Genomic DNA, 22,441 nt, shown 5'->3' on the forward strand with positions numbered 1-22,441 from the left:
TTCGCAGGGGATTTTTTTTGCACCTAAGAAATATCGGGATTCCACACCCATTTTATTTTAAAGTTGACTATTTGCAAAAAGAAAATAGAGTGAAATTTTTGACACAAAGTCGTTTTTCCATCTTCCAAAGTAAACTGTTTAAAAGAGAGCTCTGCCTTTATTCATTAAAGCTGTCATTTCCTTTAATATATCTGAAATATGAACGTTTTATAAGATCAACACCATACAAAATATTGGTATTTTGTATATCTTCGATCAGATAAATATTCATACTTATGAAAAGATTCAAATTCTTGGCAAGCCTAATCTTAATTGGCATTCTATCATTCTCTAACTCATATGCAAAGCAACTTTCAGAACAATCAGAAGTAAGTCTTCTAACCTGTTCGCCAGGCGAAGATATTTACCGACATTGGGGACACTCGGCATTGCGATTTCATGATCCATTAAACAAAATTGACCTGGTTTTTAATTATGGAACATTCAATTTTAACACGCCAAACTTTTACACGAAGTTTGCCAGAGGTAAATTAAAGTACCGATTGGCATTTGAATCTTATCGTGATTTTTTACCTGAGTATATGAGATCCGGGCAAGGAGTTACTGAACAGAAGTTAAATTTAGACCTGGAAACAAAAAGAAAACTATTTGCCGCAATAGTAGAAAATTACAGACCTGAAAACAGGTATTATCATTACGATTTCTTATTTGATAATTGTTCAACTCGAATACGAGATATTATTGAGGACAATGTAGGTGGAAAAATCATCTATAAAGAAAATACTGAGGAGCCTAAAAACTTCTGGAATTTACTGGATCATTTTATGGAACGAAGTCGATGGGTTTACCTTGGCATTCATTTAATTCTAGGTTCGCCATGTGATGTTGAAGCCACACCATACCAGTATATGTTTTTACCTGACAATATGATGTTTGCCTTTGCCGATGCTACCGTGTTAAATAATGGAGAAAGAGTTCCCTTAGTTAGCCACACCAAGGAAGTATTAAAACCAGCTTTGGATTACAAGATGACAGAATGGTACAAGCGTCCTGGTTTTATATTCGGGATACTTTCACTAATCGTTTTATTCGTAAGCATTCGCACACTAAAAAACAAACGCGATTATTTTATTATCGATCATGTTTTATTCGGAGCAACTGGTTTAGTTGGATGGGTAATAATTTTCCTTTGGTTTTTTACCGATCATCAGGCAACCGGACCAAACTGGAATATTCTTTGGGCCTTACCATTTTATTTTCCATTGGCAAACATCTTGCTGAGCATGAAAAATAAAGCATCATACTTTTTCTTCTTTGCAAGCTCGGTACTATTATTAATTGTTTTGGCCGCATGGTCTATCATTCCACAATCATTGCCAAATGAAATTTTACCGATTGTGGCCTTATTATTTATACGATCAATCTATATCGTTAAAAAATTAAAACTTAAGTTGATTTAATGGATACTTTAGAAATTAATCAAACAAAATTTACAAAAACATTCAGAATTGGCTCTTTCGACACTGATTTTAACGGAAGAGTTAAACTTACATCCATATGCAATTACCTGCAAGAAATTGCGGGTATGCATGCCGATGCCTTAAATTGGGGAATCGATAAATTAATGCAACAAAATTTATCGTGGGTTTTAACACGATTAAAAGTTAAAGTAATCGATTATCCAAAATGGATGGATGAGATTACTATTGAAACCTGGCCTACCGGAATTGAAGGATTGTTTGGGAATCGAGATTTTAGAATTCTAGATAAGCATGGCAATACAATCATTCTGGCAAGTTCGTCATGGTTAATCATTAATATCAAGAGTAAAAGACCAACTCGTCCCCACTCCATTATAGATGGTGACAAGTATGGCAATGCTGAAAAAGTATTTGAAACGCCATTGCAAAAATTAAATACTGATGTTCCTGAAAATCCAACCTTAAGTATTGATGTACATTTCAGCGATATTGACATTAACCAGCATGTTAATAATGTGAAATACATCAAATGGATTATAGATTCGTGTCCTATCGAAAAATTACGTTCGGGGCTGATTGATGAATTAGAAGTTAATTTTCTGCACGAGGCCAAGTTCAGCGATCAATTAAACATTTATAATAATTGCAATAACAGTAATGACCGCGAATCTCATTTTGTAATTAGAAACAACAAAAGCAATGTAGAAAATTGCAGGTCAATTATTAAATGGAAATAACTTAAGAACAATATGCAACAATTTTTATCCGGATTCGAATCCGCTTTTTCATACTTAATTTCACTATCTCTTTTTGATCATCTTTTAATCCTATTGCTTTTCGGCATTGTTTTTCAGCTAAAAGAATGGAAAAATTTATTTTCACTTTTCCTTGCCCTTGGTATTGGTTCTCTTGTGGGATTACTATTAGCATGTTTTAAAATCACACATTTCTCTTATTCAACCATCAGGTTGGCAACAGCAATTTCAATATTGGCTGTTGGAGTTCACCATATGATTTCAAACAACTTATCGGCAAATGCAATTCGATACAATTTTTTCGCATTAATCGGATTGGTAGTTGGCACCAGTATTAGCTTACATTACCTGAAAGCATTTGGCAGTAACTTAAAATTCATTCACTTATCAGGATACAGCCTTGGAGTATTGGCAGCATTCCTATTAATTATATTGGTAGGATTGTTGATTTCTGCTATAATTATTGCTGTATTCAAAACCGACAGGAAAAGTTTTAAGCTTTCCATATCGGGAATTGGCATTGGAATAGCACTGGTTCTAATATATTTAAGGTATTAATCCAGTAGGATTTAAAAAAAATGCGAATCGAGATGATTCGCATTTTTTTTGCTTCAATATTATCTTGTTACACTTTATGTGTCAACTGATCTACTTTACTGATCTCCATAAAAGAAACACCCTTAGATGGACCAAAACTACCTCCAATGATAATCACCATATCATCACCTGTGAAGTATTTCTTTTCCATTAAAGTATACATCGATTGTTTCACGTACTCATCTCTACTAGCTAATAATTTTCTATAACCAGCTTCAACTCCATATGAAAGAGCCAATTCTCGCATAACTCTTTTTGAATAACACAATGCATAAACCGGAGAAGTTCCTCTATAAGCTGAAAGATAACGGCCTGTTCTTCCTGTTAAGGTATCGGTTACAATTGCTTTTACAGGAAGTAATTGAGATGATTTTACTGCTGATCGAGCCAAAATTGCTGTTAACTCCTGGTTACTAGGCACAAAATTCTTTCTTGTATCAGGATACAATTCTTTCTCAACCTCAATGGCAACCTCTTTCATTGTACGAACCGACTCAACCGGATAATCACCATAAGCAGTTTCTCCACTTAGCATGATAGCATCAGTTCTATTATATATTGCATTTGCAATATCACTAACCTCTGCACGTGTTGGTCTAGGACTTTTAATCATTGAATGGAGCATCTGGGTTGCAATAATCACAGGTTTTTTACGCTCCATACATTTTCTAATGATTTTTCGTTGAATAACAGGTAATTTTTGTGCAGGTATTTCAATAGCCAAATCGCCTCTTGCAACCATTATACCATACGCATGATCAAGAATTTCGTCAATATTATCAACACCTTCCTGATTTTCTATTTTTGCTATGATTTTAACTTTGGAATCATATTTATCCAGGATTTTTTGAATTTCAATAACATCCTCTTTGTTTCTAACAAAGGAATGAGCGATAAAATCAATATCCTGTTCGATAGCAAAGTCGATAAAAGTTCTATCTTTTTTAGTAAGTGAAGGTAGTTTGATAGAAACTCCAGGTACATTTACACTCTTTCGATTTTTAATTGGACCTTCGTTTCTAGCCTCTACAAGCAAGAAGTCATCATGCTTTTCAATAACTAATAACTCAAGTTCTCCATCATCAATCAAGATCTTCTTACCTACTTCTACATCATTTACAAAATCTTCGTAGCTAACCAACAAGCAGTCACCTGCCTCTTCATCCTCCTTCTTTCCCTTAATTTTAATCTTATCACCACTATTAAGGAATAAATCATCTTCAACATCTACTGTTCTGATTTCAGGACCTTTTGTATCCACAAGTAAAGCTATTCTGTCTGAAACAGCTCTTACATTATCAATTACTTTTTGGGCATCGGCATGTGTTTGATGTGCTGTATTAAGCCTTACAACGTTCATACCCTCTTCAAAAAGTTGTGTAAGAAATTCGACATCACACCTCTTGTCAGAAATCGTTGCAATAATTTTCGTATGCTTCTTCATAGAAAAACTCTTTCATTATTAGTTTTGGCGATACAAAGATAGTCAATATTACCACAAGGATATAGGCAAATATTCTATAGCATAAATTGCAAACGATGTAAAAAAAACTTTTATCACAAAAAAATAAACGTTAATCCAAACGAGATAAAAGAGCTTCTACCGCCAGGCGATAAGAATCCAAGCCAAATCCTGCAATTGTGCCAATACAATCTTTTCCAATCATGGTTTTTCCCCGGAAAGATTCTCTTTTATGGATATTTGATATATGCACCTCAATAACAGGCGCATTCACAGCAGAAATCGCATCTCCAAGAGCTACAGAAGTGTGAGTATAAGCACCAGCATTTAGAATAATACCATCATAATCGAAACCTACACGATGTATTTCATTTATCAATTCTCCTTCTATATTGGATTGGTAATATTCGAGTTGAATTTTTCCGTACATCTTCTTTAACTCCTCAAAATAAGTTTCAAACGAAACCTCTCCATATATAGATTTTTCGCGTACTCCAAGCAAATTTAGGTTAGGGCCATTTATTATCAAAAAATTCATCTTATCAAAAATAATTAAGGTTAAACATAAATAGTATATGAAAAATTTGTCAGCTTACGTAATATTTTTTTAAATTGCACACAAGAATTATCATAAACATTTCGTATATTTAAACGACTGAGTAAAACTACAAATTATAAAGCAAATTATTTACAACTATAACTACATACTAAAAACTGGATAAAAATGAAATGGACAACAACAATTGAAAATTTTAAGACCTACCTCACCTTAGAGAAGTCACTCTCTAAGAACTCGGTAGATGCTTACATTAATGACATTACTAAGTTAACTACTTTCTTTAGAGAAAAGAATATTGAGGTAACTCCTGAAGAAGTAGTACTTCAGCATTTAAAGGATTTTGTTGCTTGGATTAATGATGCAGGTACTAGCCCTCGCACACAAGCACGTGTAATTTCTGGTATTAAAGCTTTCTTTAAGTATTTATTATTGGAAGAAATTATCGAAAAAAATCCAACTGCTTTATTAGAAGCTCCAAAAATTGGACGTAAACTTCCTGACACTTTAACTACTGACGAAATTGACGTTTTGGTAAAAGCTGTTGACATGAACAAGTCAGAAGGTCAAAGAAACCGAGCAATTCTTGAAACTTTATATTCTTGTGGATTGAGAGTATCAGAGTTAATCGATTTAAGAGTTTCTAACCTTCACTTCCGTATGGGATTCATTAAAATTCATGGAAAAGGAAACAAAGAGCGTTTAATTCCAATTGGAAAGAAAGCTAAAAAAGAAATCAAATTGTATCTTAAAAACTATCGCGGTAAATTAAATATCGATAAGGATAGTGAAGACATTTTGTTCTTGAACAGAAGAGGTCGTAAGTTATCACGTGTAATGATCTTTACTATCATTAAGAACTTATCTAAGAAAGTTGGCTTGAAGAAAAATGTTTCTCCTCACACTTTCCGTCACTCTTTTGCATCTCATCTGGTAGAAGGTGGTGCTGATTTAAGAGCTGTACAAGAAATGTTAGGTCACGAGTCAATTTTAACAACTGAAATTTACACTCATTTGGATAGAGAGTATTTGAAAGAAACAATCAAAAATTTCCATCCAAGATCTAAAGACTAATTGAATTTTCTTTCCATTTTATAATGGAATTTTGAAATAAATGTCACTTTTTACACCTCCAAGGCGGTTGCTTTGGAGGTTTTTTTATAACTTTTAGTTAGAATTCTTCCTGCTACTCTATCTCTCAAGCGTACTCTATACTTAATCATAATTTTTAATCATTTAGAACTAGTAATATTTACGCAAACGTTTGTATTTCAAAGAAAAGATGGGATTATTTTAAACAAAAAAAGAAGGGAAAACTGAAAAAAAGAAGCGTTTTCAACGTCCCTAGATCAATTTTCCCCACGGTAAAAGTAGTAAAACTTACTGAGAAATAATACATTAAAAATTACAAAAAAATATATACATAGTAGGATTTATGCATATATAGTCATACTTTTGGAGCTCCAAACCAAATATTAAATGTCACATGAACGCTATTGAAGTTAATATGATTACAGAATTACAAGAATCATTAAAAAAGCATTCTAACATTCAAGAGAATCTTTCAAGAGAATCTCTAATTACTCAAGCAGTAGAAAACAAAGAAGCTGTTTTAACAAAGAACGGCTCACTTGCAACATGGACACCTCCTCATTCTACAGGTAGAAGTCCTAAGGATACTTATATTGTAAGAAATCCTGAAAGTGAATTAAATATAGACTGGTCATCAGCCAATAATATTGCTATGAATCCGCAAACGTTTTCGATGATTTTTGAAGACGCTTTAAAGATGATTGATGAGAAAGAAACAGTTTATACTACAGATAGAGTAATTGGTGCCGATTCTAAATATGCATTACCAGTAAAAACCATTACTGATAAAAGTTTAAGTCAGGTTTTTATTGACAACATGTTTAGACCAGTACCTAATGATCTTCACAAATCGATTTTTGTAAATGATGAATTTCATTTGATCGCTTTACCAAACAACAAGTTGAATAAAGAGCGCTACAAAGGCTTGGTAAGAGAACTTCCTAATGGGGAAACATCTGACATTTGCGTTGTTGTTGATTTCGATCAAAAAATCGGTATCGTTATTGGTTCTTCGTACATGGGTGCGATGAAGAAATTGATGTTTACAGTAATGAACTACTATTTACCATTTAAAGGTGTTCTTCCTTTACACTGTTCGGCAAACGAAGGTAAAAATGGGGATTCAGCACTTCTATTAGGACTTTCTGGTACTGGTAAAACAACTTTATCGGCAGATCCTAACAGAGCACTTTTAGGTGATGATGAGCATGGATGGAGTGACGATGGTATTTTCAACTTTGAAAATGGTTGTTACGCTAAAATGATCGACATCAAGCCTGAAAACGAACCTGAAATTTACGAAGCTGTAATGCACGAAGATGATTATACCAAACATGGTGCAATTATTGAAAATGCAATGATTTATCCTAATGGTGAATTAGATTTCTTTGACGATAGATTTACGCCTAACTCAAGAGCGAGCTATCCACTTAATTTCTTAAAGAACATCAAAGAAAGTTCAACATCTGGAAATCCAAACACCATTTTATTCCTTACTGCTGATGCATATGGCGTATTGCCTCCAATCTCAAAACTAACCAAAGAACAAGCAATGCTTTGGTTCCTAATGGGATACACCTCTAAATTAGCTGGAACCGAAACCGGAGTAACAGAGCCACAGGCAACTTTCTCACGTTTCTTTGGACAACCATTTATGCCTTGTAATCCAAACATCTATGCTGAAATGTTAGGTGAAAAAATGGAGAAACACAATACCAATGTTTTCTTGATTAACACTGGTTGGAGCGGTGGTTCATACGGAACTGGTTCTCGTATCAAGTTAAAGTATACAAGAGCAATGGTAGATGCAGCTTTAAATGGAAAATTAAATGATGTAGAATATACTGAAGACAAGTTGTTCCATGTAAATATTCCTGCTGTTTGTGAAAATGTTCCAACTGAAATCTTAAATCCTATTAATACTTGGGAAAACAAAGAAGATTACAATAAAACGGCAGAAAAGCTTGCAAAAAAATTCTCCGTTGATTTTGACAAATCATATGGTAATCAAAACATTCCACAGGATATCCTTTCACAATGTCCAGGAAAATAATTAACTCTACTTGTTATTTTATTTCTTATATAAAAAAAAAGAGTCTCAATCGAGACTCTTTTCTTTTGTCAAATATCTTTCTGTCACTTCTTCCGAACGAAGATCTTCATATCTCATTCTCACTCCTAATCTATCATGTACAATTTGAGTAATACTAGTGGTTTTTACCACCTCTTTTCTGTTCATTATCAACCCATTATGCAAATCATCACAACCGGCATTTTTATGAAAATTAAGAACATTTGAGCATGATAATTCATCCATAATTTTCCAATCTGCAAACCATGCTTTTCTCATTTCTCTTGCAGTTTCATCATACAAAGTGGATGATGACCAAATCTCAGCTCTTTTCGGATCAAGTTGCTTATAATGAACAGAACTACCATCCCATCTAATTTCCTCTAACGAAACTTTGTTTTCATATCTTACAACAATCATTGTAAATGGTTCAATATCCATGAAATCAAAATTCAATATAAAATCGAGTGAATTTTTAAACCGTTCATATTCCAATACAACAAGTCCCCTACTCTTTTTATAGGGTGGTTCATGCTTATGCTTTATAAAAGCTCCATTTAATAAACAAACACTGAAATATTTATTACACAACATCCAGGTTCCATTTCCTTCGGGATCTTTAGGGTATAAGCTTTCAATATTATTAGCAATATAATTACCTGGTGGCAAGGCTACTCTATTTGGATCTTCATCTCTATTAGTCGTGAAAATGAAATTCGTTCCCCCTACTGGTATGTATGTTAATGTGCACATAAATCGTCTCTATACCTAATTGTCGAGTAAGCTATCCCAAAATTCTTATGCAATTTAAGATCTGGAAACTCTTTTTCGATAGCAATACGAATAATTGCCATATGATGAATTGCATGCTCAATATTGTATACCAATTCTCGTTCTATACTGGAAGGAATGGAAATGTTATTTTTACCTTCACTATCGTAACTAACAACCAGCATTAATTCCTTAGCTGGCTCTTCACTTTCCACCCAATTAAGAGCTTTTCTTAATCTTTGCAAGGTCAACTCCAGGCTTGTTTCTGTTTTGCTGCAATGCACTCTATTATCATAGCTTATTGGTTTATTCTCATTGTAAGCTTCAATTAAAATATCATAAAATTCAATAATATGCCGCATATGTTTACCTATCGTATTTTGAGACAAGAGGCTTAATCTCATACAATATTGCGCAGGAGTTATATTTTCACACAAATGAATTAATTGGTTTAAAATTTCTCTATTCGCTAATAATATTTGATTCTGCATAGGTATGATTCAAATGGTTATAAGTACAAGATATCAAATTATCAAAATATTTCATAGTTCTTTGAAATTTTAACAAATACTTACATGATTTCGTTCCAATCAACTTTTAATAAAAACCTGGGTTCAATTATAAATATGGTCACCGTTTGAATAGATTTTGAGCAGAAATTCTCAAATAAATCTGACTTTCTGTGGTATATATTTTTAATCGAACTCAAGTTAAAAGATAAATTACTACCTTAAAAGATCATTTTAATCATTATAAAAAAACTATGAGTAGAAAAATAAAAATCCCATTCATAATTTATAAGTGGTTTCATTTCGAGTTTTGGCCATTCTGGTTTTTCTATATCCCAATGTTTTTTTACGGATTTTACCTTGCTATTAAAGCTAATGCATTTGCTTATTTTACACCTGCCAATCCTGCAATGAAATTTGGAGGTGCATTTGGAATGGATAAAATGAAAATTCTTAGTCAGCTTGACAGGAAGTATATACCTCAAGGATTTGTAGCAAACTCCTCCCTACCAATATCTGAAATAAAGGGATTAATGAATGAACACGAAATAGATTTTCCAATAGTGTGCAAACCTAATGTTGGAGAAAGAGGTGTTGGGGTCGAAAAAATTGATTCCGAATCTGACCTTCTTCCTTTTTTAAAAAACAAACATGAAGACATCCTTTTTCAGGAATTTATCGATTATCCCATTGAATTAGGCGTATTCTATCATCGTTTCCCAATTTCAAAAAAAGATGGAATTACTTCCATTGTAAGAAAAGAATTTCTAACAATCACAGGTAATGGAAAATTAAAATTTTCGGAATTGGTAAAGGCAAATATCAGGGCTACGAGCAGAATATCCTATCTAAAAAACAAATACAATTCGAAATGGAATCAAATTGTTCCAGCTGGCATTAGTTACAAGTTAGAACCCATTGGAAATCATAATCGAGGAACCAAATTTCTGGATGGAAGCAAGCTAATTAACGATCAACTAATTTCTGTTTTTAGGAAGATTTCAGAACCGCTAGATGGATATTACTATGGTCGATTTGATATGAAGGTAAACAGCATTGAAGACTTGTACAAAGGAAGAAATATCAAAATTATAGAATTAAATGGTACCAATTCTGAACCAGCACATATCTATGATCCTGACTTTCCTTTACTAAAAGCATATAAAGTGATAATACAACACATGAGATTGGTATATGAAATCAGCATGGAAAACAGGAAACTTGGTTACGAACCTGATTCTTTTAAAGAAATTATGAGTGCTTTATACAAGCGAACTTTTACCCAAAAAGCATAAAAAAAGAGAGGATTTATCAGTAAAATCCTCTCTTTTTTAGAATAAAGTTCTGTTAAAATGTGAATGCTATATCAATTTCCAACTGATTCATATCCAAATTAATGGTTTGATTATGACCGGTAGGCATACCTGTATTTGTATCAAACTCATAATCCATTGGATTATATCCTTTAACTGATGCTGGTAATGCATAACAGAAGGCTACATGTATTGCTTTTCCAGAATCTCCAATATTCTTACTAAATCCAAATGTAACATGATCTTCAATCACACCAGGAGCAAGAATATTAAACAATACTTCTGAGCTTTGAATTGGTTGTTCGGTATGAGAATATCCTGCACGCAATGTCCAGTCTTTAATACCTGAATATTCCATACCAAATTTCAATATGTTGATATCTTCCCAACCAAAACCAGCTCCATTGTCCGCTCCAAGTGGTACATGATTTGGATTTGGAGTATAATCTGATGGATTATTTGGATTTCCACCTGGATTTAAAAATGCAGGTGGCAATGCCATTGGATCCATTGGATTTGAAACAGAAGCAACATCAGTATAATTAATTCTCTTGAAATCTGCCATCACAGCCCAGTCTTCATTAATTTCATAAGCCAAACCAATGGTCCAAGTTGAAGGAATATTAAAGTCACCTTGCTCAGCAAACAATCCAGCATAATCATCAAATTCACTCATATATAACATGGTCTGATAACTAGCTCCAAGAGTTAGACCTTTGGCCAATTTACCCATGTAACCAAGTTTGAATCCAAAACCAGTAGCATTATCCATACCATTATCAGTTAACTTATCAGGAGCACTTGAAAATGGTGCAAAAGCTCCCAAGCCTTTAGCTTCAAACATCTGGTATGCTATTAAACCTGTTATACCAAAGCTATGGTTTTTAGCAATATTTCTAGAATAAGATACTCCAAGAAACATCTGCATTAGATTTACTCCAGTAGACCCAGTACTACCAAAAGTTCCCATCTTACTTCCATCCGGTAATGTTGTAGGCGGATAATCCGTGTTCATTCCACCATTTCCAAACAAAGCAATAGAGAAACTACTTTTATCATTTAACATCCAGTTTGCACCAATTGAAGGAATAACAAACATCTTGCTATCACTTTTAACAGTCCCTGGAAGTAAACCAAAAGTACCAGGCATCATAGAAGGGTTACCTGTAACAGTATATTCTCTATTCGGATTAAACAATCCAACACTAATAGAATATTGCTTTCCTAAAGAAACCAAACCTGCTGGGTTTCCATTGATTAAAGAATTTTTATACCATGCGATACCAACACCACCCATACCTTTACTTTGAGTACCGTACCCACAACTAAAGTATCCATCGGTTGCCATTGCCGGATTTGTTACAAACATTCCAGAAAGCACCACCACCGCTGCAATAATAATTTTAATAGTTTGTTTCATATTCTTAATGAATTAGTTTTAATTAATTAGGATTTGAACACAAAATAGAAAGTCTAATCACATCCATATATGTTGTATATCATATATCTATATATTAATCCTATAACATTTTTAACTATCTATATTTCAATACTTTATTTTTTTGATTTTTCACACAATCGGCTAATTTTTATTCAATGTAAATAAACAGAGTATCAATCACTTGCATAATTGAAAATTCAAGAAGATATATATCATTGATGTTTCCGATTTTTATCTATCTAATTCACAACAGGTATCAAAAAAAGCCTTTTCGAAATTTATTGAAAAGGCTTTTTTTATATTAATTGTTATACTAACAACCTCCTGCAGCACGTTTTTTCTTTTTGCGCTTTTTAATAGTAGGCTTTGGTTTTTTCACAGTATTGGTATTCGTTACCACAGCATTTCCACCTCCCAAGGCAGCACTTGCACCTTTTCTAAAATCATATTTTGCAATTTCATCATCTGCCATAACAGATTTTGGTGCCTGAGGATTTAAAATGGTTTCTGCCCAATAGTTTAATCCGCCTTGCAATACAAAATTGTTTTCGTATCCCAATTGTCTGGTCAACATCCAGGCTTCGTTAGCCTTTAGGTTCCCATTCGAATAAAAAACATTCATCTTCACACCTTGATCGATATACTCTTCATATTCATCAGATAGAATCTGGGTTAAAGGAATATTGATTGCTCCTGGCAAGCTATATTTTTCAAACTCTGCCTGGCTACGAACATCGATAAGCTGAAGACTAGGGTCTTTTAGAACCAACATGTCTGCTATCTCATCAGTACTAACGAATTGTGTTCCATCCTTGACTTCATCAAGCAATTCTTCTGCCGTTAGTTTAAAAGGTTTCGTTGTATTTTCGGGTATCGCTGCAATAATTATCCCTAAAGGAATAAATACCGAAGCTAATATTAATCTCATTTTCATGATCGTGATTTTTTGGTAATTAATAATTAGTACTCTTCACGTGGGAATTTCTTTTCTGCCCATTCGCCAACCCAAAACATGGCAAATGCCATTAGAATAAGCCCAAGAGCAAATACACCTCGTGGAATATCAAGCAGTTCATTCATTGTTGGAGTACCAAGGTAATTGGCTTTGTACATCTCTTCAAATAATGGATATCCCTCAGTAAAGAAAACAATACCCAAAGTTAATCCTCCAATAAATGCCAAAGCATCCAATTTACCAATTGAGATGGCACAAAAAGCAGTTCCCGGGCAAAATCCCCCCATAATGAAACCAACACCCATTACAACTCCACCAACAATTGCTGATGTTATATAGGTTGGATTGATGTATACAAAATCCAAATCGATCCAACCAAAAAGACTAAAAAATAACATTCCTACCATTGCTGTAATTGCAGCAGTAAAGAATACTTTTAAAACCGTTGTGTCGTAACCATAGAACATTCCTGCCAATTTACGACTTGAAGAAAAACCACTTCCTTCCAACACAAATCCAAATCCGATTCCAATTAAAAATGCAATTAACAAATTGGTATCCGGTGAAATTATTTCATTAACAATTAATGGTGCCATAATCTATTTGTTTATACATTTAAAATTAAATCCAATTCTTTCTAAAAAAGTAAGCCAAGGCAAAAGCAGTTCCGAATATACAAGCCATGGTTAAAAAACCTCCAACTGATAAAACTGCCATTCCGCTTAGTGCAGAACCACTGGTACATCCGCGCCCCAGTTGTGAGCCAAATCCGAAAAACATCCCACCAAGGATGGCAAAAATAATTCTTCTTTTAGATGTAATTTTTGGTGAATGCTCAACCTTAAATTTTAATCGTTTCGCAAAAGCTCCCGATAAAAATCCACCTACTAAAACTCCCATCATTTGGAATACCAACCACGATTTCATTGGGTTTTCGTGAGTTTCATTATAGTTTTTATAGAATGCTGAATTTTCAGCATGGGTAGGAGCAACAGTATTTACTGTAGATACCACTGCACTTTTAATTGCCCCACTTGCTCCCAATCCACGACCGGATACAAAATTTGCCGCCAAAAGCACAAGTCCTAACAATACTCCTCCGATATACGGATTAAAGTATTTTGTTTTTTTCACTTCGCTCATTTTATAGTGTTTTTAAGTTTTTCAATAATTAGATTAGTAAAGCCATCTGCTAGCCTGTCCTGCATAAGCTATAATAAATCGAAGCATAACACTTCCGAAAAGTACTAGAACAACTGGGATTGCAACCGGAATTTTAAATCCTTTCAACTCCATTCCTTCAAGGATTGCAGGAACAATCATTCCCAGGAATACAACGAAAATCCAGAATGGTGCAGTATATGCTCCTCCTAAAAATAAATTGGCAGCATCAATCTGCACCTGAGTACTTGCCAGGAATCCCATAAACATATGGATGATCAAGAACAATTCAATTCCAATAATCATTAGATCCAATTGCGCAAATCTCTTACGTTCTGCATGGTTTTTCGACATCCAAATTACAAGCGCTGCTCCTGCAGATAATCCCGAAGCAAGGAACAAAGGTCCAAGTATTGAAGTATTCCAAAGTGGACGAGCGTTAAATGCAGAAAATAATATTCCTGTATAAATTCCCAAAATCGCAGATGAAATCAGCATGATCCACGCAAGCGTTTTTTTATGCTTCTTGAAAAATTCAATCAATTCTTCGATTACTTCAAATTTCCAATTCCATTTTGGGAATATGTCCTTCATGTGTATTGCCGTCCAAATCATTGACAATGGTGTTACTACCATTAAAGTCCATGCTCCCCAAGACATTGGTGATTCCAGGCGAATGGTGGTATACAATCTCCAGAAATACAATTTGTGATGCAAATCTAAAAACAAAGCAATTAGGCCCAAAACCAAAGCAATTGGTGCAATAATAGGAGCAATTTTAACCGCGGTTTTGTATTCGTTTTCTTTGTTGCGAATGGTATAAAGGGCTGCAAAAAACATTAAACCAGCAGCCAAACCTCCCAAAAACAAGTAAGTTGGAATTTCCCAATGCCAAACATGTAATTGAGGGTCGATTAGAGGATTGTTTCTCCCGCTTACAATAATTTCTTCTCTCATTTTTTAACAGTTTTAGATTAGGAAATACAAATGAGGTTTTGTACCAGCCTCAGGAATTAAAGTTTTATATTTTCTCTTTTTTAGAATTTGAGATACCTCACTTCTTGGATCATCCAAATCGCCAAAGTACATACATTTGGTTGGACAAACTGCCACACAAGCTGGCTGCATTCCTTTTTTTACCCTATGCAAACAGAATGTACACTTGTCTACATATCCTTCCGGGTGAACAAAACGCGCATCGTATGGACAAGAAGTTATACAGGCACTACAACCAATACATTCATTCTTGCTTACAAGAACAGTACCTCCTTCTGAGTAATGACTTGCACCTGTTGGACAACAACGCACACAAGGAGAATTCTCACAGTGATTGCATCGTTCCGAGCGCAATTCCATTTCCAATTGAGGATAAGTTCCATCCATTACTTCCACCACCCAATCGCGGCAATACCCGATTGGCACATCGTTTTCGGTTTGGCAAGCTACTACACAGTCGCTGCAACCTACACACTTTTTAGTATCAATAGCCATTGCATATCTCATAGCTTACACCTCCGATTTTTTAATATCAGTTCTAAATGTTACAAAGTTTCCTCTCATTCCGGTACCACCCATAATCGGATCGGTCATTACATTGGTAATTAGCTGAGTGTCGCTAACTCCTTTACCAAAGCATCTTTTCATTCTCTTATCGGCATGACCGAAACCATGTACCATATATATTGAATCGAATCTTATTCTTTCGGTTACTCTTACTTTTATTGGAAACTCAGAAATAACTCCATCTTGATTTTCCAGGAAAACATACTGTCCGCTGCTTAAATCCCATTCTTTGGCAACTTTTGGGTTCACCCAACAGGTATTCTCATCCATCAAATCAGTCAAATTTGGATTATTGGCAGTTCTACTGAAAGTGTGCATAGGAGCTCTTCCGTATATTAGTCTATAAAATCCTTCTTCTGGTTCTGGATGTGGAGTATAAACCGGCATTGGATCGAATCCTTCTTCTTCAAGGGCAGTAGAATACAACTCTATTTTTCCTGTATTAGTATTGAACTCCACATCTTCTCCATCAGCAAAGTACAAATCATCGAATTCTCGTTCCAATTTCTTAACTCCAACTCGTTGCATTTCCTCTAAGGATGTTCCAACTTGCTTCAATTCCCAGTCAATTTCTTCCTCGATGGTTTCGAAAGGGAAATAATCCTGAAGATCTAATTTCTTCGCCAATTCTCTAGCCATCCAATATGCAGGCTTGGTATTGTAAAGTGGATCAACAGCTGGCATTCTTAAGGCAATACTTGGTTCTCTTCCCTGTGATATTCTAAGTGCATCATATCTTTCCAAATAAGTACACTCTGGTAAAACCACATCGGCATAACCCGTAATTTCCATAGGCATGGTATCCACAACTGCAATTAAGTCAAGTTCCTGAATAGCCTGAATGGTTTTCTTTTGATTTGGTAAGGTATTGATTAGGTTCGTTCCATTTACAATCCATCCCTTAATGGCATAATCCATATCCGGACCAGGAATGGATGCATCGCAAACACCAGAAGCTAAAGCTAAGTCCGCCAAATTGTATTTGCCATCCATTGCATCACGCCAGTTTTTCTTTGGTTTTGGAAATGCTGGTAATTTATAATGTGGTACTTCTGCCTTTTCAGGATTGTAGAATCCACCACGTCTTCCCCAACTTCCTAGTAATGCATTCAAAATAGCAACAGCACGTAATCTTTGCGTATCATCTCCGTACCAGGTTACATGACGACCTGGATGTACAATTACAGCAGGAGCTGCATTGGCCATTTCTCTGGCTGTTTCTCTAATTTGCTGTGGCTCAATGGTAGTTACACCATAGGCCCACTCTGGTGTATATCTTTGAACGTGATCTTTTAATTGATCAAATCCAAAAGTGTATTTTTCAACGTATTCTTTGTCGTATAATCCTTCATTGATGATTACATTCATCCATGCAAGTAAAAGAGCATTATCAGTAGCAGGTTTAATTGGCAACCAATGTTTAGATTTTCCTGCAACTGTTGAAAATCTTGGATCCACAGTAATAATATTGGCTCCTTTATCAATGGCATCAGACATTTCCTGTACCTGACCATTGTGCATATTTTCACCCAAATGCGAACCTATTAACACCAAACATTTGGTATCTCTAATATCAGTATTCTCTGGAGAATTAATTCCTTGTCCAAAAGTTGAAATAAATGCAACTTCTCTTGGTCCACGACACTGAGCATATGAAGGAGCTGCAATATTGTTTGATCCAAATGCTTTTAAAAGTTTTCCGAAGTATTTACCTCCTGAACCATGTGTAAATAAAGCTGTACTCTCAGGCCCATACTCCTTTTTAATTTGTTTCATTTTAGAGGCAATGTATTCAAAAGCCTCATCCCAAGAGGCCTCTCTAAATGTTTGCTTACCTCTTTCTTCGGTACGAATTAATGGTGTTTTCAAACGATCTTCATCGTAATACATACCTACTCCACCTGTACCTCTCGGACAGAATCGCCCATTACAATTGGGATCCAAATCATTTCCAATGATCTTCTTTATCTTACCATTCTCATCCTTATAAACCCATCCTGCACACTTCCAAAAGCACACTTCGCAATAGGTAGGAGTTCTGGTAAAATCATATGGTCCTTTAAAAAAAGATTTGTTATTATTGACTAAGTTATTAGCTATAGAATCTAATATTCCACCTCCAAATATTAAGCCTGCTGCACTCAGGGAGCTGATTTTTAAAAACTCTCTTCTGCTCTTCATATTGTGATTTTTTATTTTAACACATGAACACATCTAGAAAACTACATCTCTGCATGTAAACATATATCAAATCAAGAACAGACAACATGCTCTACAACATATTTTAGGGATTTGTAATTGATCTAAACAAAGTAAAATGTCGAAATCCTCTGATTTAAACATATATGCAACTATTTAGATCTTTACTAAATTACATTTGATACATTATTTCTTTAATAAGAGAGTTTTACATCCTTTATTTAAAGATATATCAATACCTATAAAGATTTATCTGCTCTCAGATTTAGCGATAAAAATCCATAAAGACACTACAGTTTTTTCAAATCTTCCGGGCTATTCGCATTTGTTAAAATATTATCATGATAATATTTTAAATCTCTAGTCACGAGGTACTCCTTGTGTTTAATCTTATCAATCAATTTCATCATCTTGTAATTCCCATTAAGAAGTTCAGCCTTGATAATTGAGAAACATGACCTTTTATAGATTGCCACCAGAGGTTGCTTTTTACCTTTATTGTCAACGGCATAAATTAAATCGGCCTCACCTATATTTTTCAATAAGTCTTTAAAAAGTTCAGTCGGAACATTAGGAACATCACAGGAAATTACAAAGTAATAATCAGCTTGGAAATTCTTCATACATGAATAGATTCCTCCTATTGGGCCACAATTGGCAATTTCATCCTTAATAACAGGAAGATTCAAATAGTTGTAATCCTCATTATTAGAACTAATCACAATATCATTGCAAATGGAATTTAGACAATTTACTGAGTATTCTATTAAAGCTTTACTTTGCCACTTTACCAATCCCTTCTCTGTTCCCATTCTTGAACTCTTGCCACCAGAAAGAACTATTCCTATTGATTTTTTTTCCTGAATCATATCCAAATATAGATAAGATTAGGAAAGATCACCACTTTAAGAACTTTTAACTTTTATATGAAAAAACCAAACACTATCTTTAGAATCATTATAAATAACTTAAAGCCGGAAAGAATGAAAAAGTCAATAGTTTTAATTTTCATGTTAGTTTCCGGAGTAATATTCGGTAAAACAAATATGAATACGGAAAATCAATCAAAAAAAATAGAGATAGCGAGTTTTGGTGCTGGATGTTTTTGGTGTGTGGAAGCAATTTTTCAAGAGCTAAATGGAGTTGTGAAAGTAGAATCGGGATATATGGGTGGTGATACAAAGAATCCAACTTATAAAGAAGTTTGTTCTGGGGAAACCGGACATGCAGAGATTTGTCAAATCACCTATGATGCAAATTTAATTAGCTTTGAGGAACTTCTCGAGGTATTTTGGCAAACACATAATCCGACAACTTTAAACAGACAAGGAGCAGATGTTGGGACACAATACAGATCGGCGATATTTTATCATTCTGACGAACAAAAAGAACTTGCTTTGAAGTATAAAGAAAAACTAAGTGATTCTGGAGCCTGGGATGATCCTATTGTTACAGAAATTACTCCTGCTTCGAAGTTTTATATTGCAGAAAACTACCATCAGGATTATTTCAATAACAATTCGAACCAACCTTACTGTAGTTTTGTAATCAAACCCAAGATGGAAAAGTTTAAAAAGGTATTTAAAAACAAGCTGAAATAATTGAAAGCACCATTAAGGTGCTTTTTTTTTATTCCCAAACCCCGCAAACGTGTGCGAAGCCTAAAAAGTAATCATCAATCAAATCCTACAAATCCTTAATACATTCATTAATAATACTTTTAGTTTTTGTTTCTATATTTAGAATGGATAACTTAAATTAATTCTATGAAAAAACTTTTACCCCTATTGTTAATTTTAACAATTAACATCCCTTTGGGATTTTGCACAGACAATTCTATTCAAACCCAACAGTTTCCAAACTATGGCATATTTCAGTATTTCGTTCCCTCTCAAGATTTAACTTGTAAAAGCTTTCTCCCTGGAAAAATAATTACTCTTGATAAGAATATCATTACTCCACAAGGTGTACGATATAATATTGTAGAAGATGAAATTGAATGTCAAATTAACACACAATACAGTAGGATTTCATCTCCTCAAAAAATTAGTGAAGTAGAAATTAATGGAGATCTGTATGTTTATAAGAAATATCTTTATAGAGGAGACTCTGTTAAAGGCTATCTGCAAAAAATCCACACAGGGCAGCAAAACTTGTATGTAAAGCAATTTTTAAAAGAATCTCAAAACCCACATTTAAAATGGGATACTAAGAATGTATTTTTTGTAGAGATACCGGGTAGTTTACCTAGAAAGGTAAATTCTTTAAGATCAGAAATTCTAAGTATTTATAAAAATCAAGCGAGCTATGCTAATTCGTTTATGAAGAAGAACAACTATCACTGGAATGATTCAAAAGCATTAGTTCTGCTGGTTAATTACCTGGAAAAACTAACTGCATCCAGTGTAGCATCACGTTGAACCTTACCGGTTGATGTTCGTTTAAATTCGGAAACATAAAATATTTCACGAGCCTGTTCATATTTATTGAGCAGGCTTTTAATTTTATATTTCAATTCCCTTTTATAATTTTCATCAACATCATTCCATTCAATCAAAAGAACCACTTTTTGTCCCAAATGCTCATCAGGCAATCCGGAAATGAAAAAAGGCTGATTGATTATGGTTTCAAGCTTCTTTTCGATTTGCTCCGGAAACAATTTTATACCGCCAGAATTAATCACATTATCGAACCTTCCTTTCCATTCAAATTGGCTTTCATCAAGCAACTCTACAACATCATTGGTAAGCAAAGGTTTATCTAAAATTGCTGGCGCATTTATACTCAAACAATTTCTTCTGTCGATAGAAAACTTCGCATTCCCCATTGCCTGGTACGATTGAGATCTATTTTTCCCATTCAATGCACGAATGGCAACATGCGAAACTGTTTCAGTCATTCCATAGCCAATAAAACATTCGGCAGATAAATCCTGTAAATCATTCTCAAGAACCTGATCGACAGCTCCACCCCCTATTAACAACTTCTTGATTTGCTGAATGCCTTTCTCTAATTTCAAACTGTTCTTTACCTGCAGAGGAATCATTGCTGCAAAATCAATATCCGAACTGATATTTTCTAAAGGGTGCCCATCAGGGGCAACCGGCATCAAATTCAATTGCCACTCGAAAGCACGCACAATCATCATTTTGCCAGCAATATAATTAGCAGACAAGCAAAAAAGCGCATTCTGTCCTGCTTTAAAATTGAAAAACTCCCCTGTGAGTTTGGCCGAATTTCTCATTTTTTGCTTCGACAAGTACATTGCCTTTGGTACACCTGTTGAGCCCGAAGTTTTCGCTTTTACCTGATCAGCATCATCCAACCACTCCAAAATAAACTTACAATAGTCTTTTTCCCATTCGTGATCCGAATTTGAAATAATATCGCTACAATAGCTTAAAAGCTCTATTTCTCTGTAGTTTTTACCGTTTATTGTAAGTTCTTTGTTCATTATATTTTATCCCAGTCTAAATTCGTATCGTACTTTAAAAACCCATTATCGATAATCAATGGAGAAGCAATATTGTTGGTATATAGCTGCCCTGTTCCCAATCCTTGCGGCATGGAGTTGTTCAAAGTATAAGTCCATTGGGCTATTGCATTCAATCCAATATTCGATTCCAAAGCTGAGGTAATCCACCAAGGAATATTTCTATCATTGGCAAGATCAATCCACTCTTGTGATCCTTTAATTCCGCCAACCAAGCTTGGCTTTAAAATGATATACTGCGGAGCTATTTTTTCCAATAATTCAGCTTTGGCGGGTGTATCGTAAACTCCTATTAACTCCTCATCCAAAGCAATTGGCAGAGGAGTATTGGCACACAGATCAGCCATTTCTTTTACCTGACCTTGCTTTATGGGTTGCTCAATTGAATGCAAATCGAATTGAGCCAAAGCCTTCAATTTTTCCATGGCAGAATTGGGAGAAAAAGCACCATTGGCATCCACACGCAATTCAATTTTATCTTTGTCGAAGTCTTTACGGATAGATTTCAACAGTCTTAATTCTTCCTTAAAATCGATGGCGCCAATTTTCATCTTGATGCAATCAAATCCGGTCTCTAACTTTTGTTCGATCTGTTCTTTCATAAAAACAGGATCGCCCATCCATATCAATCCATTAATAGGAATTTTATCGGCACCATTGCTAAAATCAGAAGGAAATAAAATTTTAGAACCTTTGGCTTTAAAATCCAGAAATGCAGTTTCCAAACCAAAATAAATGGATGGCCATTCTCTCAAGCCTCCTTCCATATAGTACCAGTAATCGCCAATCTGATGGCAAAGCTCTTGTAGTTTCTCTTCATACTCGTCTCGATCATCCGGGCTTAAGCCTTTTATGATAGAGCACTCGCCTATTCCAATTATTTCAGGTTGTTGGTCGTCCCACAAACGAATAAACCAAGAATCTTTTTCAGTTAAAACCCCACGTGATGTTCCACTCGGACGTTTAAAATTTAGAGGGTAATGTACGTAATCTGCTTTAAGCATCTTTTTCAATGATCAGTT

At 34.5% G+C, this 22,441-nt stretch carries 22 protein-coding genes; 8 read left to right on the forward strand and 14 right to left on the reverse strand.

The features are described 5' to 3' along the window. The first annotated feature begins 275 nt into the window (after positions 1-275). Genes NQ163_RS13065 through NQ163_RS13075 form a run of 3 tightly spaced genes read left to right on the forward strand, consistent with a single transcriptional unit; the run spans position 276 to position 2,794 of the window. Positions 276-1,460 carry a lipoprotein N-acyltransferase Lnb domain-containing protein gene (locus NQ163_RS13065; RefSeq protein ID WP_268190755.1) on the forward strand — a complete coding sequence of 395 codons (1,185 nt, stop codon included), beginning with the start codon at positions 276-278 and terminating at the stop codon, positions 1,458-1,460. Beyond that, on the forward strand, positions 1,460-2,218 hold the full coding sequence (locus NQ163_RS13070) for an acyl-[acyl-carrier-protein] thioesterase (protein WP_268190756.1): 759 nt from the start codon (positions 1,460-1,462) through the stop codon (positions 2,216-2,218). Before NQ163_RS13065 ends, NQ163_RS13070 begins: the two co-directional genes overlap by 1 nt. 12 nt (positions 2,219-2,230) lie before the next feature. After that, the gene (locus NQ163_RS13075; RefSeq protein ID WP_268190757.1) at positions 2,231-2,794 is read left to right on the forward strand and encodes a HupE/UreJ family protein; all 564 of its coding nucleotides are present in this window, start codon (positions 2,231-2,233) and stop codon (positions 2,792-2,794) included. 67 nt (positions 2,795-2,861) lie between these two features. Here the strand turns inward: NQ163_RS13075 and pyk are convergent, their stop codons facing one another. Both pyk and aroQ read right to left on the reverse strand, forming a co-directional pair. Beyond that, the gene (gene pyk / locus NQ163_RS13080) at positions 2,862-4,277 is read right to left on the reverse strand and encodes a pyruvate kinase (RefSeq protein ID WP_120240226.1); all 1,416 of its coding nucleotides are present in this window, start codon (positions 4,275-4,277) and stop codon (positions 2,862-2,864) included. Positions 4,278-4,407: 130 nt separating this feature from the next. Beyond that, entirely contained in the window at positions 4,408-4,833 is a 426-nt protein-coding gene (aroQ, locus tag NQ163_RS13085) for a type II 3-dehydroquinate dehydratase (RefSeq protein WP_268190758.1), read from the reverse strand. Between the two features lie 186 nt (positions 4,834-5,019). Here aroQ and xerD point away from each other — a divergent pair, with 186 nt between their 5' ends. Continuing rightward, positions 5,020-5,925 carry a site-specific tyrosine recombinase XerD gene (gene xerD, locus NQ163_RS13090; RefSeq protein ID WP_054717346.1) on the forward strand — a complete coding sequence of 302 codons (906 nt, stop codon included), beginning with the start codon at positions 5,020-5,022 and terminating at the stop codon, positions 5,923-5,925. A 412-nt stretch (positions 5,926-6,337) separates the two neighbouring features. Then, positions 6,338-7,996, forward strand: coding sequence for a phosphoenolpyruvate carboxykinase (ATP) (locus NQ163_RS13095; protein ID WP_268190759.1), 1,659 nt, complete (start codon positions 6,338-6,340; stop codon positions 7,994-7,996). A gap of 45 nt (positions 7,997-8,041) precedes the next feature. On the opposite strand, the gene NQ163_RS13100 is transcribed toward NQ163_RS13095, so the two are convergent. Together NQ163_RS13100 and NQ163_RS13105 are read right to left on the reverse strand one after the other, a co-directional pair. Continuing rightward, on the reverse strand, positions 8,042-8,767 hold the full coding sequence (locus NQ163_RS13100) for an NRDE family protein (protein ID WP_268190760.1): 726 nt from the start codon (positions 8,765-8,767) through the stop codon (positions 8,042-8,044). Beyond that, positions 8,755-9,276, reverse strand: coding sequence for a DinB family protein (locus NQ163_RS13105; protein ID WP_268190761.1), 522 nt, complete (start codon positions 9,274-9,276; stop codon positions 8,755-8,757). Before NQ163_RS13105 ends, NQ163_RS13100 begins: the two co-directional genes overlap by 13 nt. Before the next feature lie 272 nt (positions 9,277-9,548). Here NQ163_RS13105 and NQ163_RS13110 point away from each other — a divergent pair, with 272 nt between their 5' ends. After that, the gene (locus tag NQ163_RS13110; protein WP_268190762.1) at positions 9,549-10,589 is read left to right on the forward strand and encodes a hypothetical protein; all 1,041 of its coding nucleotides are present in this window, start codon (positions 9,549-9,551) and stop codon (positions 10,587-10,589) included. A gap of 52 nt (positions 10,590-10,641) precedes the next feature. Here NQ163_RS13110 and NQ163_RS13115 read toward each other — a convergent pair whose 3' ends face one another. From NQ163_RS13115 to NQ163_RS13150, 8 genes are all read right to left on the reverse strand, one after another. Further along, on the reverse strand, positions 10,642-12,027 hold the full coding sequence (locus tag NQ163_RS13115; RefSeq protein ID WP_268190764.1) for an OmpP1/FadL family transporter: 1,386 nt from the start codon (positions 12,025-12,027) through the stop codon (positions 10,642-10,644). Positions 12,028-12,361: 334 nt separating this feature from the next. Then, a complete protein-coding gene (locus tag NQ163_RS13120) occupies positions 12,362-12,982 on the reverse strand; it encodes a rhodanese-like domain-containing protein (RefSeq protein WP_268190765.1) in 621 nt (206 codons plus the stop codon). A 26-nt stretch (positions 12,983-13,008) separates the two neighbouring features. Further along, complete coding sequence (locus NQ163_RS13125; protein WP_110360673.1) at positions 13,009-13,599, reverse strand: YeeE/YedE thiosulfate transporter family protein; 591 nt, start codon at positions 13,597-13,599, stop codon at positions 13,009-13,011. Between the two features lie 25 nt (positions 13,600-13,624). Beyond that, on the reverse strand, positions 13,625-14,146 hold the full coding sequence (locus NQ163_RS13130) for a YeeE/YedE thiosulfate transporter family protein (RefSeq protein ID WP_268190767.1): 522 nt from the start codon (positions 14,144-14,146) through the stop codon (positions 13,625-13,627). A gap of 33 nt (positions 14,147-14,179) precedes the next feature. Beyond that, positions 14,180-15,121, reverse strand: coding sequence for an NrfD/PsrC family molybdoenzyme membrane anchor subunit (nrfD, locus tag NQ163_RS13135; protein ID WP_268190768.1), 942 nt, complete (start codon positions 15,119-15,121; stop codon positions 14,180-14,182). A 12-nt stretch (positions 15,122-15,133) separates the two neighbouring features. Next, positions 15,134-15,667, reverse strand: a complete 534-nt coding sequence (locus NQ163_RS13140; RefSeq protein WP_268190770.1) for a 4Fe-4S dicluster domain-containing protein — start codon at positions 15,665-15,667, stop codon at positions 15,134-15,136. Between the two features lie 3 nt (positions 15,668-15,670). After that, positions 15,671-17,908: a molybdopterin-containing oxidoreductase family protein gene (locus tag NQ163_RS13145; RefSeq protein ID WP_268190771.1), complete on the reverse strand. Its 2,238-nt coding sequence runs from the start codon at positions 17,906-17,908 to the stop codon at positions 15,671-15,673. A gap of 308 nt (positions 17,909-18,216) precedes the next feature. Then, positions 18,217-18,795, reverse strand: a complete 579-nt coding sequence (locus NQ163_RS13150; RefSeq protein ID WP_268190772.1) for a molybdenum cofactor guanylyltransferase — start codon at positions 18,793-18,795, stop codon at positions 18,217-18,219. Positions 18,796-18,909: 114 nt separating this feature from the next. Here NQ163_RS13150 and msrA point away from each other — a divergent pair, with 114 nt between their 5' ends. Together msrA and NQ163_RS13160 are read left to right on the forward strand one after the other, a co-directional pair. Then, positions 18,910-19,527: a peptide-methionine (S)-S-oxide reductase MsrA gene (gene msrA, locus NQ163_RS13155; RefSeq protein ID WP_268190773.1), complete on the forward strand. Its 618-nt coding sequence runs from the start codon at positions 18,910-18,912 to the stop codon at positions 19,525-19,527. A 165-nt stretch (positions 19,528-19,692) separates the two neighbouring features. Then, on the forward strand, positions 19,693-20,346 hold the full coding sequence (locus NQ163_RS13160; protein WP_268190774.1) for a hypothetical protein: 654 nt from the start codon (positions 19,693-19,695) through the stop codon (positions 20,344-20,346). On the opposite strand, the gene NQ163_RS13165 is transcribed toward NQ163_RS13160, so the two are convergent. Together NQ163_RS13165 and NQ163_RS13170 are read right to left on the reverse strand one after the other, a co-directional pair. After that, complete coding sequence (locus tag NQ163_RS13165) at positions 20,304-21,380, reverse strand: AMP-binding protein (protein WP_268190775.1); 1,077 nt, start codon at positions 21,378-21,380, stop codon at positions 20,304-20,306. The genes NQ163_RS13160 and NQ163_RS13165 overlap by 43 nt on opposite strands. Beyond that, a complete protein-coding gene (locus NQ163_RS13170; RefSeq protein WP_268190776.1) occupies positions 21,380-22,423 on the reverse strand; it encodes an o-succinylbenzoate synthase in 1,044 nt (347 codons plus the stop codon). The genes NQ163_RS13165 and NQ163_RS13170 overlap by 1 nt, the downstream gene beginning before the upstream one ends. Between the last annotated feature and the right edge of the window lie 18 nt (positions 22,424-22,441).

This window comes from Marinifilum sp. D737, from assembly GCF_026672275.1.
Taxonomy (GTDB): Bacteria; Bacteroidota; Bacteroidia; order Bacteroidales; family Marinifilaceae; genus Marinifilum.

What these genes read in the sequence shown, in the direction of transcription:
- NQ163_RS13130 (WP_268190767.1), bottom strand. Translation starts at nt 14,146, where the DNA reads ATGAGCGAAGTGAAAAAAACAAAATACTTTAATCCGTATATCGGAGGA.
- NQ163_RS13165 (WP_268190775.1), bottom strand. Translation starts at nt 21,380, where the DNA reads ATGAACAAAGAACTTACAATAAACGGTAAAAACTACAGAGAAATAGAG.
- NQ163_RS13075 (WP_268190757.1), top strand. Translation starts at nt 2,231, where the DNA reads ATGCAACAATTTTTATCCGGATTCGAATCCGCTTTTTCATACTTAATT.
- msrA (WP_268190773.1), top strand. Translation starts at nt 18,910, where the DNA reads ATGAAAAAGTCAATAGTTTTAATTTTCATGTTAGTTTCCGGAGTAATA.
- NQ163_RS13170 (WP_268190776.1), bottom strand. Translation starts at nt 22,423, where the DNA reads ATGCTTAAAGCAGATTACGTACATTACCCTCTAAATTTTAAACGTCCG.
- NQ163_RS13115 (WP_268190764.1), bottom strand. Translation starts at nt 12,027, where the DNA reads ATGAAACAAACTATTAAAATTATTATTGCAGCGGTGGTGGTGCTTTCT.
- NQ163_RS13100 (WP_268190760.1), bottom strand. Translation starts at nt 8,767, where the DNA reads ATGTGCACATTAACATACATACCAGTAGGGGGAACGAATTTCATTTTC.
- NQ163_RS13125 (WP_110360673.1), bottom strand. Translation starts at nt 13,599, where the DNA reads ATGGCACCATTAATTGTTAATGAAATAATTTCACCGGATACCAATTTG.
- aroQ (WP_268190758.1), bottom strand. Translation starts at nt 4,833, where the DNA reads ATGAATTTTTTGATAATAAATGGCCCTAACCTAAATTTGCTTGGAGTA.
- NQ163_RS13145 (WP_268190771.1), bottom strand. Translation starts at nt 17,908, where the DNA reads ATGAAGAGCAGAAGAGAGTTTTTAAAAATCAGCTCCCTGAGTGCAGCA.
- nrfD (WP_268190768.1), bottom strand. Translation starts at nt 15,121, where the DNA reads ATGAGAGAAGAAATTATTGTAAGCGGGAGAAACAATCCTCTAATCGAC.
- NQ163_RS13140 (WP_268190770.1), bottom strand. Translation starts at nt 15,667, where the DNA reads ATGAGATATGCAATGGCTATTGATACTAAAAAGTGTGTAGGTTGCAGC.
- NQ163_RS13095 (WP_268190759.1), top strand. Translation starts at nt 6,338, where the DNA reads ATGAACGCTATTGAAGTTAATATGATTACAGAATTACAAGAATCATTA.
- xerD (WP_054717346.1), top strand. Translation starts at nt 5,020, where the DNA reads ATGAAATGGACAACAACAATTGAAAATTTTAAGACCTACCTCACCTTA.
- NQ163_RS13120 (WP_268190765.1), bottom strand. Translation starts at nt 12,982, where the DNA reads ATGAAAATGAGATTAATATTAGCTTCGGTATTTATTCCTTTAGGGATA.
- pyk (WP_120240226.1), bottom strand. Translation starts at nt 4,277, where the DNA reads ATGAAGAAGCATACGAAAATTATTGCAACGATTTCTGACAAGAGGTGT.
- NQ163_RS13105 (WP_268190761.1), bottom strand. Translation starts at nt 9,276, where the DNA reads ATGCAGAATCAAATATTATTAGCGAATAGAGAAATTTTAAACCAATTA.
- NQ163_RS13150 (WP_268190772.1), bottom strand. Translation starts at nt 18,795, where the DNA reads ATGATTCAGGAAAAAAAATCAATAGGAATAGTTCTTTCTGGTGGCAAG.
- NQ163_RS13110 (WP_268190762.1), top strand. Translation starts at nt 9,549, where the DNA reads ATGAGTAGAAAAATAAAAATCCCATTCATAATTTATAAGTGGTTTCAT.
- NQ163_RS13065 (WP_268190755.1), top strand. Translation starts at nt 276, where the DNA reads ATGAAAAGATTCAAATTCTTGGCAAGCCTAATCTTAATTGGCATTCTA.
- NQ163_RS13160 (WP_268190774.1), top strand. Translation starts at nt 19,693, where the DNA reads ATGAAAAAACTTTTACCCCTATTGTTAATTTTAACAATTAACATCCCT.
- NQ163_RS13070 (WP_268190756.1), top strand. Translation starts at nt 1,460, where the DNA reads ATGGATACTTTAGAAATTAATCAAACAAAATTTACAAAAACATTCAGA.